Source organism: Bifidobacterium aquikefiri, assembly GCF_002259795.1.
GTDB lineage: Bacteria > Actinomycetota > Actinomycetes > Actinomycetales > Bifidobacteriaceae > Bombiscardovia > Bombiscardovia aquikefiri.
In genome coordinates, this window is sequence record NZ_MWXA01000008.1 from 1 (window position 1) to 14,115 (window position 14,115).

Consider the following 14,115-nt stretch of genomic DNA (forward strand, 5'->3'; position numbering starts at 1 on the left):
GATACCTCAAGGCCCGCATCATCCCCGACAAGGGCGCGGCCGGCACCATCGTCGCCCAACTGGGCATATTCTCGCCGCTGCCGGCCCCGGCGCGCCGGAGCGTCACATACGACAACGGCACCGAGTTCGCCGGCCACTCCACGCTCGTGGAGGCCCTGGGCATGCTGACCTACTTCGCCGACCCGTACAGCTCCTGGCAGCGCGGAAGCAACGAGAACAGGAACGGCATGCTACGCCGCTACCTGCCCAAAGGCGGCAGAATCACCCCGGACATGGCCGACGAGCTGCAGGCGATCGTCAACGAGATCAACAACCGGCCCATGCGCCTGCTCGGCTACCAGACACCCGCCGAAGCCTACCAGCAGGAACTGCTAAACTTACCCCACCAGCCACAGTGTTGCACTTCAATCTAGACAACGGGCTCATTGTGAACTCATCGAAGTATGCAGCCAATAAATCGCTGAAATAGAGTGAAGAATTCAACTGTTTAGAGCATTACTACTTCGCCAAGTTCACAATGAACGATTCACTCCCCGATTTTTTCAAGAATGACATCGAATTCGAGGGATTTCAAGAACGTCAGTGCCCTGAAATGTGAGGGTCTTCCCATTTTTCCGTCTCTGCGATGGATGGCCCGTGATTGTAATCAATCATTCGCCAGCGCAAGGATCCATCTGGCATATCGAGCGGAATCAGGTGCGTCCAATGAGCATTGCGCATGGAAATCAGGCTCGAAAAGTCATCATGTATGCGGTTCAGTCCAAGCAAGGTCTGCAGGGTCTGAGAAATCCAGGCACCATGCGAGAAAAAGAAGAGGTCAGTATCGGAACCAGCCCGTGAAGACCAATCCATGATAGCTGCGGCACCACGCTTGCCCACCTCATCTTTAGGCTCAGCGCCATGCTTGAGTTCGCCACCCTGGTAGTTCGCCCACAGTTTGTAATCCTGAGGCCACTTCGCGCGCATTTCGGAAAGCGAAAGACCTTCCCAATCACCGAAGCTGCGCTCCCGCACTCGTTCATCGGGATGAATCTCGATTCCGAGGGGATCTGCAAAGGCATGAGCGGTTGCCATGGCTCTTCCCAAATCCGATGACACGACAACCTGATGCCCCTGTTCAAGCACCGGGTTCACATAGAGCTCGCCCAATGCCGCGGCGGTCTGTTGAACCTGCCATTGACCCACCGAATCGAGAGGTATGTCAATCTGGCCCTGCAAACGCTGTGCAGCGTTATACGAGGTTCTTCCATGACGCACCAGCGTGATTGAGCGTGCATGGTGATGTGGGTTTTCGACGCTCATCTCAGTTTTCCCGTGAAAGATGCAACGAATTCACGTTAGGCGACGCAGACTCTTCATCTTCGACATCTGCAGTATGCTCTGGCAAATCCAACTCGATCGCCGGGCAATCACGCCAGAGCCGTTCCAGATCATAATATTCGTGTGCCTCACGATTCATCACATGAATAACAAAATCGCCATAATCAAGCAATATCCACTGAGCTTCCTGCAATCCTTCACGCGATCTCGCATCACGCTGTTTCTGGATATGCAGTTGCTTCTCGATCTCCTCTGCAATGGCAAGAACCTGACGGTCATTGTTACCAACTGCAATCATGAATATATCGGTTATTGCGAGTGGCTTGGTCACATCAAACGCCACAATATGCTCAGCCTTGATTGCATCGGCCGCGAGTGCGGCAACCTTCACGCAATCTATTGAGTCCTGAACTGCCGACACGAATCCGCCCTTCTTCTTAACAATTTGTCCTACCCATTATGCCGCATATGCAAGTCTTCGCCAGTACATACTATATTTTCGCTCAGCGCTCCCAGGAAGGCTTCCAATGCTTCTTCTCGTGCTGCGTATTTTCGGAATACACCATGGAATTGTCCGCAACCTGATGACGAATGACCGACCCTGCACCGGTGGTGACACCATCACCGACCTCAACCGGAGCGACAAACACATTATCGGCACCCACGTGCACATTCGAACCAATTTCAGTATGGTTCTTGTGAACACCGTCATAATTGGCCGTTATCGTTCCACCACCCACATTGCTGTGCTCACCAATGTGGGCATCGCCGATATAGCTCAGATGGGGAACCTTCGAACCCTTGTCAATATGAGCCTTCTTCATTTCCACGAAAGCTCCAGCCTTGGTCTGTTCCTTCAGCTCATTGCCCGGACGCATATACGTCCACGGACCGATATTTGCCTCTGCACCGATATGCGATTCCTGCACTCTCGATCGCTCCACCGTCGCGCCCTCATCAATCCGGGCATCGATCAGGGTGGTGTACGGGCCAACCACAGCCCGTTCTGCAATAACCGTATGCCCTTGCAGGAAGCAGCCAGGAAGCACTGTTACATCGCAAGCGATTTCAACGTCATCCTCAATCCATGTGGTTTCCGGGTCGAGAATCGTAACTCCATTCAGCATCCAGCTTTCACACACGCGTCGGTTATGGGCCTTCGCAAGGTGTGCCAACTGTATACGATCGTTCACACCCTCTACAGCCAATGCATCAGGAGCTGCAAATGCTCCAACATGCCTTCCGCTTCGGCGGGCCTCCTCAAGCGCATCAGTGAGGTAGAACTCGCCCTGGGCGTTATCGGAGTCAAGCCCCTCGACTGAAGCACTCAAGACGTCTGCATCAAAGACATAGACGGAGGTATTCACCTCGTGCACCGCCAGTTCGGTGCTGTTCGCATCCTTCTGCTCGACGATACGAAGCACATTGCCCTGCTGATCGCGGATGATGCGTCCGTAACCGTATGGATTATCAAGCATCGCGGTCAGCACGGTTGCGCCGTTGCCACTTTCGATATGAGCATGAATCAATGACTGCAGTGTCTGAGCGTCAAGCAAAGGCATGTCCGAAGCAGCAATCAACACAGCTCCGGATAGCTTATCGTTCTGTTGCCCGTCGCCACACAGCTGTTTCATCGCGCACTGAACCGCACGTCCTGTTCCAGGAATGTCATCTTGCCGAATGATGGTTACCGCATCATCGTATGATCGCGCAGCTGCGGCCACACGTTCAGCCTGATGGTGCACCACGACTGCAAGTCTCTGCGGGTTCAGCTGCTGAACCGACGAGATGACGCGGTTCAGCAATGTCTTGCCACCCAGCGCATGCAGGACCTTCGGTGTCTGGGAACACATGCGGGTACCTTCACCGGCCGCCAGAATGATTGCAGCGGACACGCCTTCATCAGCCTGCTGCTGAAGTTGCCCATCGTGCTGCGATTTCGATGTTTGTTGTGAATTCTCTGTCGTCAATATCTCGCCTTGATGTGTTGTTCCACCCGCAAAATCGCCACGACTCAAAGCTCAACCTCACCTGTCTGTGCAACGGTGATGAGATCCTTGATGCCGTCGACGACCCAGTCTGGACGGAATGGGAATGTCTCGACCTCGTCGCGCTTCGTGATGCCCGAAAGGACGAGGAAGGTATTCAGACCGGCCTCGACTCCCGCAATGACATCGGTAGCCATACGGTCACCGATCATTGCCGTCGTCTCCGAATGACCGCCTACGCGGTTCAAAGCGGTTCGGAACATGATGGGATTTGGCTTGCCAACGAAGTATGGCTCTCGACCAGTCGCCTTCGTTACCAAAGCCGCAACCGAACCCGCTGCAGGTAGAACACCATGCTCGCTTGGACCGGTCGGATCAGGATTGGTGCACAGGAATCGCGCGCCTCCAAGAATCAGACGAATGGCCGTGGTGATTGCCTCGAATGAGTAGGTTCTCGTTTCGCCAAGAATGACGTAGTCTGGCTTGGAGTCAGAAAGCACATAACCCGCTTCATGCAGAGCGGTGGTCAGTCCGGCCTCACCGATGACGTATGCCGAACCATTGGGAATGGTGCGTGACACAAAATCAGCGGTTGCCAGCGCCGATGTCCAGATGTTTTCTTCAGGAACGTCGATGCCACTGCGTTCAAGACGCGCAGCCAAGTCGCGAGGCGTGTAGATGGGATTATTCGTAAGCACCAAGAAACGGCGGTTATTACTTTTTAATGTATCAATAAATTCTGCTGCACCTGGAAGAGCAGTGTTCTCATGGACAAGAACGCCGTCCATATCGGTCAGCCAGGTTTCGATTTTTTTAACCGTCAATGCAGATCCTTTCCTCCGACCGGAAAGCTTGCCGGCCGCCAGTAATATCACATAACGACCGGTTGGCCCAACTCCGTTCCCCCACCTGGATTCGAACCAAGACTAGAGGTTCCAAAGACCCGTGTGCTGCCATTACACCATGGGGGAAAAGCGGAACGTATTCCGCCAACAAAACATTATGCCATGTTCCGTGGATTTGGAAAGTCCACGGCATGGCGAAAACTCCCACTACCTCAATTTTCATAACGCCTGAAACTGCAATCGTCACCTGCCGGGCAACCGGTAAGTGACGATTTTTATGCATAAAGCCAGGCTGAATCAGTCAGGCGAAAAGGAAACCTTGACCGTGGTGCTCAGGGTAGGTATCGAAGAGTTCAGCGACAGAACCGTCATCGAATACAGCCTTGATCGCACTCGCCAGAAGCGGTGCGATGGAGAGGACCGTGAGTCCGTCCCAGCGCTTTTCCTCAGGAATCGGAACGGTATCGGTCAGAACGACCTCGCGAGCCCCGCAGTTCTTCAAACGTTCGACTGCCGGTCCAGAGAGAATTCCATGGGTTGCCACCACGGTGATTGAATTCGCTCCAGCCTCGTGCAGCACGTTGATTGCCTGAATGATGGTGCCGCCGGTATCGATCATGTCATCGACAAGCACACAGTCCTTGCCCTTCACGTCTCCGACGACGCGGTTGGCAACGGCCTGATTAGGACGTGTGATGTCTCTTGTCTTGTGAATAAAGGCGAGCGGACCACCACCGAGGCGCTGTGCCCACTGCTCTGCAACGCGAATACGACCCGCATCTGGGGAAACGACGCTGATATTGGAAAGATCAAGACGATCCCTGACGTAGTCGACAAGCACTGGCATGGCGATCAAGTGGTCAACGGGACCGTCAAAGAATCCCTGCGACTGCGCTGCATGCAAATCAACCGACATGATGCGGTCAGCCCCGGCAGTCTTGAGCAAGTCGAACATCAAACGGCAGGAAATAGGTTCACGGCCACGATGTTTCTTGTCCTGTCTCGAATACCCGAGGAATGGGCATACGGCGGTAATGGAACGTGCAGAAGCTCGCTTAAGTGCATCAATCATAATGAGCTGTTCCATGATGGACTTGTTGATTGGTGTTGTATGACTCTGCAATACGAATACGTCGGCACCGCGAACCGATTCGGTATAACGAACGTACATCTCGCCATTGGCGAAGTCATAAGCAGTTGTTTCCAACACCTCAATCCCCAACTGCTCTGCCACATCTGCAGCTAGCTTAGGATGAGACCTACCAGCAACCAGAATCAGGTTCTTATCCGGATTTCCTTCGAGAATTGTGCTCACCATTTCTCCAAACTTGGTGTCATTGAAGCGGACAACATCACATAATAACTGCCCGCTGTGACAGAAATCCTTGCAGTGTTGACACTGCTGTCACAAGGCATCTTTAACCGTGATACAAGCCGTGCTTGCCTATGTATTGCACCACGCCGTCGGGAACCAGATACCATACCGGCTCCTGTTTTTCGCAGCGTCTTCTCACATCCGTCGACGATATCGAAAGCGCAGGAATCTCGAGCATGTCAACGGTATGTGGCGGCAAGTCAAGATTCTTCGTAGTCGAGGAATATCCAGGTCGGGACACTGCCACAAAGTGGGCCAGATCCCACATCTGTTCAAAATCCTTCCACCGCATGATCTCGGCAACAGCATCCGCGCCAGTTATGAAGAACAGCTCCGCATCCGGCCGTGCGGCCTTGATATCTCGAAGCGTGTCAACGGTGTAGGTGATACCGGGGCGATCGATATCGACCCGAGACACCGTGAACTTCGGGTTGGAAGCTGTGGCGATAACCGTCATCAGATACCGATCCTCCGCGTTGGTGACAACCTTGTCTAGCTTGAAGATTGGACGGCCTGTCGGTACAAAGATGACTTCATCCAAGTCATAGACCCAGGCCACCTCTGAGGCAGCAACCAAGTGCCCATTGTGAATGGGATCGAAAGTGCCACCCATTATGCCTACTCTCGGCACCTGATGCCTGTTGCCGCGCGTAGACAATCGACTCGAATGGGCGATGTTTCTTTCAGCCGAAAGCGTGGCCATATGTCGTCTTGCAACAGCCTCGCTCACGCCTCGTTCTCCTGCTCTTCATGCTCTTCGCTCTGGCGGTGCCGATGATCCGTTTCCACCTTCATACGTTCGATATCGTCAACGGTCGGATCCGAATTGTCAGGATCGATCCGATCCATATCCGCATCCCACTCCTCCTGCACAACCCTGCGGATTTCCGCAAAGGTCGGCAGAGGGAAGCCAGGCTGATAGATTCTTCTCACCTCTGCCACACGCTCGGTGATGCGAATCAGCGTGTCTGCAAGCCCGTCGACGTTGCCCGTTCTCTCCATATCCTGGAATCTTGGGATATACCCCTCCATGTTGGCAACCTGCTCGTGCACGGTCGCCAATTGCTGAGCATCGACATCGACAACATCCTCGGCATCTTGCTCTGGCCAACCGATCAGCACGGCATCCGCATATTCCAAGGAAGCTCGCTGCGCTGCAGTTGCAATGCCATCCTCAATCTGGACGAGAAAAACGTATCGAGTCAAACTTAACCGTTCCGACGCCACACGAAGCCAGATCTTCGGATCTTGCGATGCTTCGCGTATGCGCTTGACTACCGCTTCATTCATGGACGTATCTGCCCCATTCCGTATCCAATCCATTTGGTCGTGGTCAGTTCCTGAAGTCCCATGGGACCTCGCGCATGAAGTTTCTGCGTGGAAATGCCAAGTTCTGCACCAAGACCAAACATGCCCCCGTCGGTGAATCGAGTCGAGGCATTGACCATAACCACCGCAGAATCAACACGTTTCGTGAACTCCTCGATCGCGGCATAATCCTGCGAAATAATGGCCTCGGTATGCCCGGTCGAGTACCGGTTGATGTGTTCGATGGCCTCATCCATGGAATCAACCGTTTTGATTCCCATCTTGAGCGCAAGATATTCCGTGCCCCAATCTTCAGGCTCAGCAGCCCGTAATTGCAGGCCCTCAATAGCCTCGATGCCATCCGCGCCATCGATGATGTCCCTGGAAATCGCATCTGCATGGAGTTCAACCTGATATGACGACAAGGCGCGAGCGATCACTGGAAGGAATTGCCTGGAAACACTCTTGTGGACAAGCAGTTTCTCTGCCGCGTTGCAGACACCGACACGCTGTGTCTTCGCGTTGATGATGATGGGAACAGCCTTTTCCAGATCCGCGGCAGAGTCCACATAAATATGAACGTTGCCCGCTCCAGTTTCAATGACCGGCACCTTGGAATTCTCAACGACCGAACGAATCAGGCCAGCACCTCCACGAGGTACCAGCAAATCAATGTATCCGCGAGCCTGCATGAGCGCATCGGCCCCTGCCCGTCCGAATTCGTCCACCGATGTCACCAGGTCACTGGAAAAACCTTGATCGGTGAGCGTCTGTGCAATGACTCGCAAGATTGCCTTATTGGTTTCCTGAGCGGCATGACCACCACGGAGCAGCACGGCATTGCCCGATTTCAAGGTCAGGGATGCCACATCTATCGTCACATTGGGGCGAGCCTCATAAATCATGCCCACCACCCCAAGCGGGACGCGAACCTGGGTGAGCCTAAGACCGTTCGGCAGATTGTTGCCCCGCACCATCTCACCAACCGGATCAGGAAGCCCAGCAACGTTGCGCACTCCATCAGCCGTGGCGACGATGCGTTCAACGGTGAAATGCAAGCGATCCAGAAGACCTTTCGACATTCCGCTGTCAAATGCCGCCTGCATATCCAACTCGTTGGCAGCGGCAATGTCATCGGCGTGCTCGACCAATGCATCGGCAATCGCATTCAACAGCAGATTCTTGCGCTGACTGTTTGCCTGTGCAAGCTGTGCCTGGGCCTTGCGGGCCTTCGTCGCCATTGCACATACCTGTTCAAGAGCTCGAGCGAACGGCACCGATGCGTCCGCCTTCGCCAAATGAGCGGAATCCGAGGATTGCGATGACGATAAGGAAATCACTGTTGACATGAGCCTTGTCCTTCCCTTGATGATTCTCGATTCTACGACTCATGCCCGGTACTTCGCAGCCATTACGTCGTCGGTGGACGTGGGCCACGAATCCGCGCCCACGTTATCAACCGATTGTATGCGAAGTTATGACTAGTCGATCTGATCCAGTCCTGGATAGAGCGGGAAGTCATCGACCAGCTTGTCTACGCGAGCCTTCAAGGTGTCTACATCTGCAGATGAGCCCTGAGCGAGCGCCGTGCCGATAATGTCGGCAACCTCTTCGTATTGCGCAGTGGAGAAGCCTCGAGTGGCAAGTGCGGAAGTGCCGATACGCAAGCCGGATGCAATTGAAGCCGGACGGGGGTCGAACGGAACCGTATTGCGGTTGATGGTGATGCCGACCTTGGCGAGCAGATCCTCGCCCTGCTTGCCATCCATGTCACTGTGTCGCAGATCGACCATGACCAGATGCACATCGGTGCCGCCAGTCAGCACGGTGATGCCATTGTCAGCAACATCCTTTGCCATAAGTCTGTCGGCAAGAATGCGTGCGCCCTCCAGGGTGCGCTCCATGCGATTCCTGAATGCAGGTGATCCTGCAACCTTGAATGCCACGGCCTTTGCGGCTACGACATGCATCAAGGGACCGCCCTGCTCTCCGGGGAACACCGCTGAGTTGATCTTCTTCGCGTATTCCTTCTTGGCGAGAATAAAGCCAGCGCGCGGTCCGCCCAGTGTCTTGTGAGCTGTGGATGACACGACATCGGCATAGGGAATTGGGCTGGGATGCAATCCTGTGGCGACCAGACCTGCAAAGTGAGCCATGTCAACCCAGAATTTTGCGCCAACCTCATCGGCGATCTCCTTCATCGCCTTGAAGTCCTCGATGCGCGGATATGCACTCCATCCACCGATAATCATCGCTGGATGCGTTTCAAGGGCGCGCTGGCGAATGATTTCGGGATCAATCAGGAAGGTATCTGGATTCACGCCATATGATTCGGCATGATAAAAGCGTCCGGAAAAATTGATTTTCATGCCGTGCGTCAAGTGACCGCCGTGGGAGAGCGCAAGACCGAGAATCGTGTCTCCCGGCTTTACCAAGGTCTGATATACGGCGGCATTGGCCTGAGCTCCTGAGTGTGGCTGGACGTTGGCAAACTCGGCATGGAAGAGTTCCTTGGCACGTTCCCTTGCAAGCGTCTCGACCTTATCCACTTCTTCGCATCCGCCATAATAGCGACGTCCCGGATATCCTTCGGCATATTTGTTCGTCAGTACCGAACCTTGAGCCTGCAGAACGGCTTTGGGGACGAAGTTCTCCGAGGCTATCATCTCCAGTCCTCGCTGCTGGCGATGAAGTTCCGAGTCCAGAATCTCTGCGACCTCAGGATCACTTTGCGATATTGGAGCATTGAAGATATCAGTTGAAGTTTGCGCCTGGACTGCTTGCACCATAGGTGTCCTCCTTGAACAGAAGAGATGTTGTCGGTTGCAGGCTCTTCGGGTTTGCAACCGAGGTGATGTGGTCAGTCTAGCGCCAGAACGTGTCACGAGAAGAAACAGAACGGAAAATGACCGAAATTTGCCCAGAGAGGCCGTTAGACTGGAGCTGTTTGGATTATCAGGCCAAGATTAATCAGGATTGTTGAGGATTCGACCGTGAACACATTTCATAGCACGCGAAGCAACGCTGACCAGCTCACCGCCAAGCAGGCAATACGCAAAGGCATTGCCAATGATGGTGGGCTGTTTGTTTCCGACTCGCTCGGCGATGTGCAGATTGATCTGGATGCCATAACCGACAAGTCCTATCAGGACATCGCCCGTATTGTCCTTGCTGCGCTGCTTCCCGACTTTACGCAGACTGAACTCGCCGAATGCATAGGCGGTGCCTATGGTCCGAAATGGAGTGACTCGGGAATCACACCGCTGCGTCCGGTTGCCGATGACTTTGTGCTCGAACTCTTCCACGGGCCAACGAGCGCCTTCAAGGATATTGCCCTTCAGATGCTGCCCCGACTGATGGCAAAGACCATCGCAGAGCCCTCCCCGACTGCAGCGGATCAGAGCACATCCGATCAATCCAATGATGCGCGTACCACTCCTGCAAAGGAACGCATCATGATTCTGACGGCAACGTCGGGAGATACAGGCAAGGCAGCACTTGCAGGATTCTCCGATGCTCCCGATACGGCAATCACGGTGTTCTACCCTCAAGGCCAGGTCAGTCCGATTCAGCAATTGCAGATGACCACCCAGCTGGGCAGCAATGTTGCGGTATGCGCCGTGAAAGGCAATTTCGACGATGCCCAGAGTGCCGTCAAAGACATCTTCGCGGATTCTGACATGGCAACGGATCTCTATACCGATTCGAAGACGATACTTTCGTCTGCCAATTCCATCAACATCGGCAGACTATTCCCTCAGGTTGTCTATTACTTCGTCGCGTATTCTCGCTTGTTGACCGATCAGGTGATCAATGTTGGCGACGAAGTCGAATTCTGCGTGCCAACGGGAAACTTCGGCGATGTGCTCGCCGGATATTACGCGATGCGCATGGGTTTGCCCGTTGCAAAGCTTATCGTTGCAAGCGATACCAATAATGTTCTCTGTGATTTCCTCACCACAGGCATCTATGACCGCAATCGTCCGTTCTTTACCACCAACTCGCCCAGCATGGATATTCTCATATCGTCGAATCTTGAGCGCATGCTCTATTATTTGTCTGACGGCGATACGGAACTGATTTCGTCTCTCATGACGGATCTGAAGGAGACTGGACGCTTCGAAATTCCCGAAACACTCAAGAACAAGATTTCGCAGATCTTCTCTTGCGGATGGACCAGCGAGGATCAGGTGAAATCAGCGATTCACGATTGCTGGGAACAACACCATTATCTTATTGATCCCCATACCGCATGTGGCTATCATGTCTTGAACGATATGGAGGCCGATCCACTCACACCGAGAATCCTTCTTTCCACGGCAAGTCCATACAAATTCCCGCGAGTGGTCGGCGAATCGCTCAACCTCAAACTCCCAGACAACGACTTCCAATGCATGGATGCCGTCGCTGATGCCACAGGTATCACACCCCCGAGCCAGCTACGCTTCCTTGAGACGGCTCCCGTTCGTTTCAAGGACGTTATTGCAATCGCAGACATGAAAAACTATGTGCGAAAAGCCTCAACATGGGCAAATCATGAATGATTGCCGTTCATTGTGAACTTGTCGAAGTATAAACAGTGTTTTTGCGCTTGATTCCTCTGAAAAATCGGGCAAAATTCCCATTTATACTTCGACAAGTTCACAATGAACATGGAACACAAGATCCTTGGGTGTTTAATGGCGCTGCCAGCCAGGTTTCCACGTCAACTCATGTCGTATGCACTGCTCCAGAACATATATTCGTGTTCAACGCCGGTAACGAATATGTCAACGAGCCCATCCATCTCTGATTCACTGATATTCATGGCCAACTTGTCGATCGTATTGATCAGCCACACAGCGCCCTGCCAAAAATCATCCGATGCATAGATATCTACCCATGTCCTGTACGGATTTGACGCAAGATTATCCCCAGCTTCGAGCGAGAGACGCCTACCGTAATCCGCATACACCCATGCGCAGGGTAACACTGCAACAAGTATGTCCAGCACTGGTCTGGAAAATGCAATCGAAAGAATGTTCGAAGTGTATGCCCGTGCGAAGGCAGATTGCTTGGCATGCAATATCTCGTCCATGGTGATGCCATATTCCTTGACATACACCTCATGCACGGAACTGCGCTCCTTGGCAATCGCAGCCTGAATCTCTACCATGTGTTCGACGATATTGTCATCCTGCGCCTTGGCCATAATGAGCGCATGTACCTTGGCATAATCGGTGAGATACAGGTAATCCTGAAGCATATAGAAGGTAAAGCGTGCACGCGTGAGTGAACCTGCCTCCAGATCACGGATAAAGGGTTGCTTGTATCCCTCTTCCCAGACCTGCCTGGCGGCATTGTAGAACCGTCTGGCAATCGGTGAATCAGGCAAGTTTCTCAGGGGCGTTCTGAAATCGGCGAAATCCGCATTCGGCTTTTCCAAAAAAGGCCGAAACTGAGCAATCGATGCTGTATCTGCATTGGCTTGCGTGTGCAATGCTGGCAGAGCCGTTGATGGTACTTCGTTCTGTAATATTATGTGTGACATGAAAATCCTTAAGTTCTATTGAATTACAAGATGCTTGGTGCATCGGAAAAATCGTTCAGCGTGCCGTCGGCAATCAGCTGAATTGCTGCCCAATCCTTTTCTGATGAGGCGTCGTACATGGCCCACGTCTGCATCCCCGCTGATTGCGCGGAGTGAACGGCAGTGAGCAGGTCTTCAAAGACAGTGCATGATTCAGGTCTGACTCCAAGAAGACGAGCCGCATAGAGGTAGATATCGGGGTATTCCTTCCCCCGGCAGTTCCCGTCACCCGTGCTGCAGACCGTATGAACATAGGGTGCAAGACCCGCATGCTTCATGGCTGGTTCTCGCAGTGTCGGAGGCAAGGTTGTTGCAATCGCAAGTTTCGCACCTGTCTCGTGCAGATGACGAACATACGCTACAGCATGTGGCTTTGGCACCACATTATGGGCGTATTCATACGCAGCCATACGATTCCATATGGCCATCAACTCTTCGGGAGTATCGGAGAAGTGAAAACGCTGCTTGACGTACACTGCGATTTCATGAAACTGCATGGACGCAACGGATTTGGAAAAATCCTGAGGGCATTCGATGCCTCTCCCTGCGAAGAATTTCACATCCATGACATCCCACACACGCATGGAATCCAGCAAGGTACCATCAAGATCGAAAATTGCAGCCTTGCCCTCGTTCGATGTGGACGAAATGCTCATTGTTTAGCGAACCACCTGGCTCTTGCCAACAACGGAATCATCCAAACCATGCTCATAGAGGTCCCAGAAATGATGTGTTGGTCCGTTACCATTGCCAAGCATGAGTGCATGCTGTATGGCCACGGTGACATATCGCTTGGCACGTGCAATGGCCTGGCCTCTTCTATAACCAAGTGCCAGCTGGGAAGCGATGGCAGAGGAATAGGTGCAGCCCGTACCATGCGTATTCTTTGTTGGAATTCGGGATGTGGTGAACTCATGGAATTGTTCGCCATCGAAGAGGACATCTCTGGCATCTCCGTGAGCATGACCACCCTTGACCAGAACGCTCAGGCAACCCATCTTTTGTATGACCTGTGCCGCCTTGCGCTGATCAGCAACGCTCCTGATCTCCATATCTGAGATTCGCTCGGCTTCGGGAATATTAGGTGTCAGGACACCTGCACGGGGAATGATGATATCGATCAGGGTTCCAATGCAGCTCGGATCCATCAGCGCAGCACCATTCTTGGCATACATGACTGGATCAATCACCACATGCTCCGGATTGTATTGTTCGAGTTTCTCGGCAACGGCGTGCATGATTTCAGGACTGCCGAGCATGCCAATCTTGACCGCCTTGGGAGGAATATCCTCGAAGACGGCATCGATCTGATCCTTGATGATATTCACATCGATATTCTGCACGCTGATGACACGAGCGGTGTTTTCTGCAACGACCGAGGTGATGACCGACTCTGCGAATACCCCGTTGGCGCTCATCGTCTTGAGGTCTGCCTGAACTCCTGCTCCACCCGAGCAATCTGAACCTGCGATCGTAAGCACAGGAATCAGCCTGGTTCCCTCATACACACCAGAATTCTTGATGTCTGCGGCAATATCGACCGGATCGCCATGATTTGTCGCTGGGCTTTTTGTGATTATATGTTCTGCAGTGTTATTCACCATTGTTCCTCCCTACGCTGGTATTAACCAACAGGTTCTAAGGGTCAGGCATATGCCTATCTCAACTCTCAACGAGTTCCCCTGTAACTGACAACATGTCGAAGCTAAC

General features: G+C 53.0%; 14 protein-coding genes, 1 tRNA gene and 1 riboswitch. Of the genes, 2 read left to right on the forward strand and 13 right to left on the reverse strand.

Translation table 11 applies throughout. From position 1 onward, the window contains the following. The coding region (locus BAQU_RS08095; protein ID WP_143241984.1) for an IS30 family transposase at window positions 1-413 on the forward strand (413 nt) is incomplete at its 5' end. Window positions 414-579: 166 nt separating this feature from the next. On the opposite strand, the gene BAQU_RS08100 is transcribed toward BAQU_RS08095, so the two are convergent. From BAQU_RS08100 to glyA, 10 genes are all read right to left on the reverse strand, one after another. Continuing rightward, the gene (locus tag BAQU_RS08100) at window positions 580-1,302 is read right to left on the reverse strand and encodes a histidine phosphatase family protein (RefSeq protein WP_094694557.1); all 723 of its coding nucleotides are present in this window, start codon (window positions 1,300-1,302) and stop codon (window positions 580-582) included. 1 nt (window position 1,303) lies between these two features. Continuing rightward, window positions 1,304-1,741 (reverse strand): ribosome silencing factor, encoded by a 438-nt coding sequence (gene rsfS / locus BAQU_RS08105; RefSeq protein WP_094694559.1) that lies wholly within the window; start codon window positions 1,739-1,741, stop codon window positions 1,304-1,306. 82 nt (window positions 1,742-1,823) lie between these two features. Further along, the gene (gene glmU, locus BAQU_RS08110; RefSeq protein ID WP_275542242.1) at window positions 1,824-3,215 is read right to left on the reverse strand and encodes a bifunctional UDP-N-acetylglucosamine diphosphorylase/glucosamine-1-phosphate N-acetyltransferase GlmU; all 1,392 of its coding nucleotides are present in this window, start codon (window positions 3,213-3,215) and stop codon (window positions 1,824-1,826) included. A gap of 119 nt (window positions 3,216-3,334) precedes the next feature. After that, on the reverse strand, window positions 3,335-4,132 hold the full coding sequence (locus tag BAQU_RS08115; RefSeq protein ID WP_094694882.1) for an HAD-IIA family hydrolase: 798 nt from the start codon (window positions 4,130-4,132) through the stop codon (window positions 3,335-3,337). A gap of 76 nt (window positions 4,133-4,208) precedes the next feature. Continuing rightward, window positions 4,209-4,279: transfer RNA gene (locus BAQU_RS08120), tRNA-Gln, on the reverse strand. 175 nt (window positions 4,280-4,454) lie between these two features. Further along, entirely contained in the window at window positions 4,455-5,471 is a 1,017-nt protein-coding gene (locus BAQU_RS08125) for a ribose-phosphate diphosphokinase (protein WP_094694561.1), read from the reverse strand. A gap of 100 nt (window positions 5,472-5,571) precedes the next feature. Continuing rightward, window positions 5,572-6,231: a nicotinate-nucleotide adenylyltransferase gene (nadD, locus tag BAQU_RS08130; RefSeq protein WP_094694563.1), complete on the reverse strand. Its 660-nt coding sequence runs from the start codon at window positions 6,229-6,231 to the stop codon at window positions 5,572-5,574. A 23-nt stretch (window positions 6,232-6,254) separates the two neighbouring features. Continuing rightward, complete coding sequence (locus tag BAQU_RS08135) at window positions 6,255-6,818, reverse strand: phosphoribosylglycinamide synthetase (RefSeq protein ID WP_094694565.1); 564 nt, start codon at window positions 6,816-6,818, stop codon at window positions 6,255-6,257. Next, a complete protein-coding gene (locus BAQU_RS08140; protein ID WP_094694567.1) occupies window positions 6,815-8,185 on the reverse strand; it encodes a glutamate-5-semialdehyde dehydrogenase in 1,371 nt (456 codons plus the stop codon). Before BAQU_RS08140 ends, BAQU_RS08135 begins: the two co-directional genes overlap by 4 nt. 132 nt (window positions 8,186-8,317) lie before the next feature. After that, window positions 8,318-9,625: a serine hydroxymethyltransferase gene (gene glyA, locus BAQU_RS08145; protein WP_094694569.1), complete on the reverse strand. Its 1,308-nt coding sequence runs from the start codon at window positions 9,623-9,625 to the stop codon at window positions 8,318-8,320. Between the two features lie 204 nt (window positions 9,626-9,829). Here glyA and thrC point away from each other — a divergent pair, with 204 nt between their 5' ends. Next, the gene (gene thrC / locus BAQU_RS08150; RefSeq protein ID WP_094694571.1) at window positions 9,830-11,380 is read left to right on the forward strand and encodes a threonine synthase; all 1,551 of its coding nucleotides are present in this window, start codon (window positions 9,830-9,832) and stop codon (window positions 11,378-11,380) included. Between the two features lie 161 nt (window positions 11,381-11,541). Here thrC and tenA read toward each other — a convergent pair whose 3' ends face one another. The 3 genes from tenA to thiD form a co-directional block, all read right to left on the reverse strand. Then, window positions 11,542-12,366, reverse strand: a complete 825-nt coding sequence (tenA, locus tag BAQU_RS08155) for a thiaminase II (RefSeq protein ID WP_244568491.1) — start codon at window positions 12,364-12,366, stop codon at window positions 11,542-11,544. 23 nt (window positions 12,367-12,389) lie between these two features. Further along, complete coding sequence (locus BAQU_RS08160) at window positions 12,390-13,061, reverse strand: HAD family hydrolase (protein WP_094694573.1); 672 nt, start codon at window positions 13,059-13,061, stop codon at window positions 12,390-12,392. 3 nt (window positions 13,062-13,064) lie between these two features. Further along, window positions 13,065-14,009, reverse strand: coding sequence for a bifunctional hydroxymethylpyrimidine kinase/phosphomethylpyrimidine kinase (gene thiD, locus BAQU_RS08165; RefSeq protein WP_211277148.1), 945 nt, complete (start codon window positions 14,007-14,009; stop codon window positions 13,065-13,067). After that, window positions 13,999-14,099, reverse strand: a riboswitch (TPP riboswitch). Its footprint overlaps the gene before it by 11 nt. Window positions 14,100-14,115 lie beyond the last annotated feature (16 nt).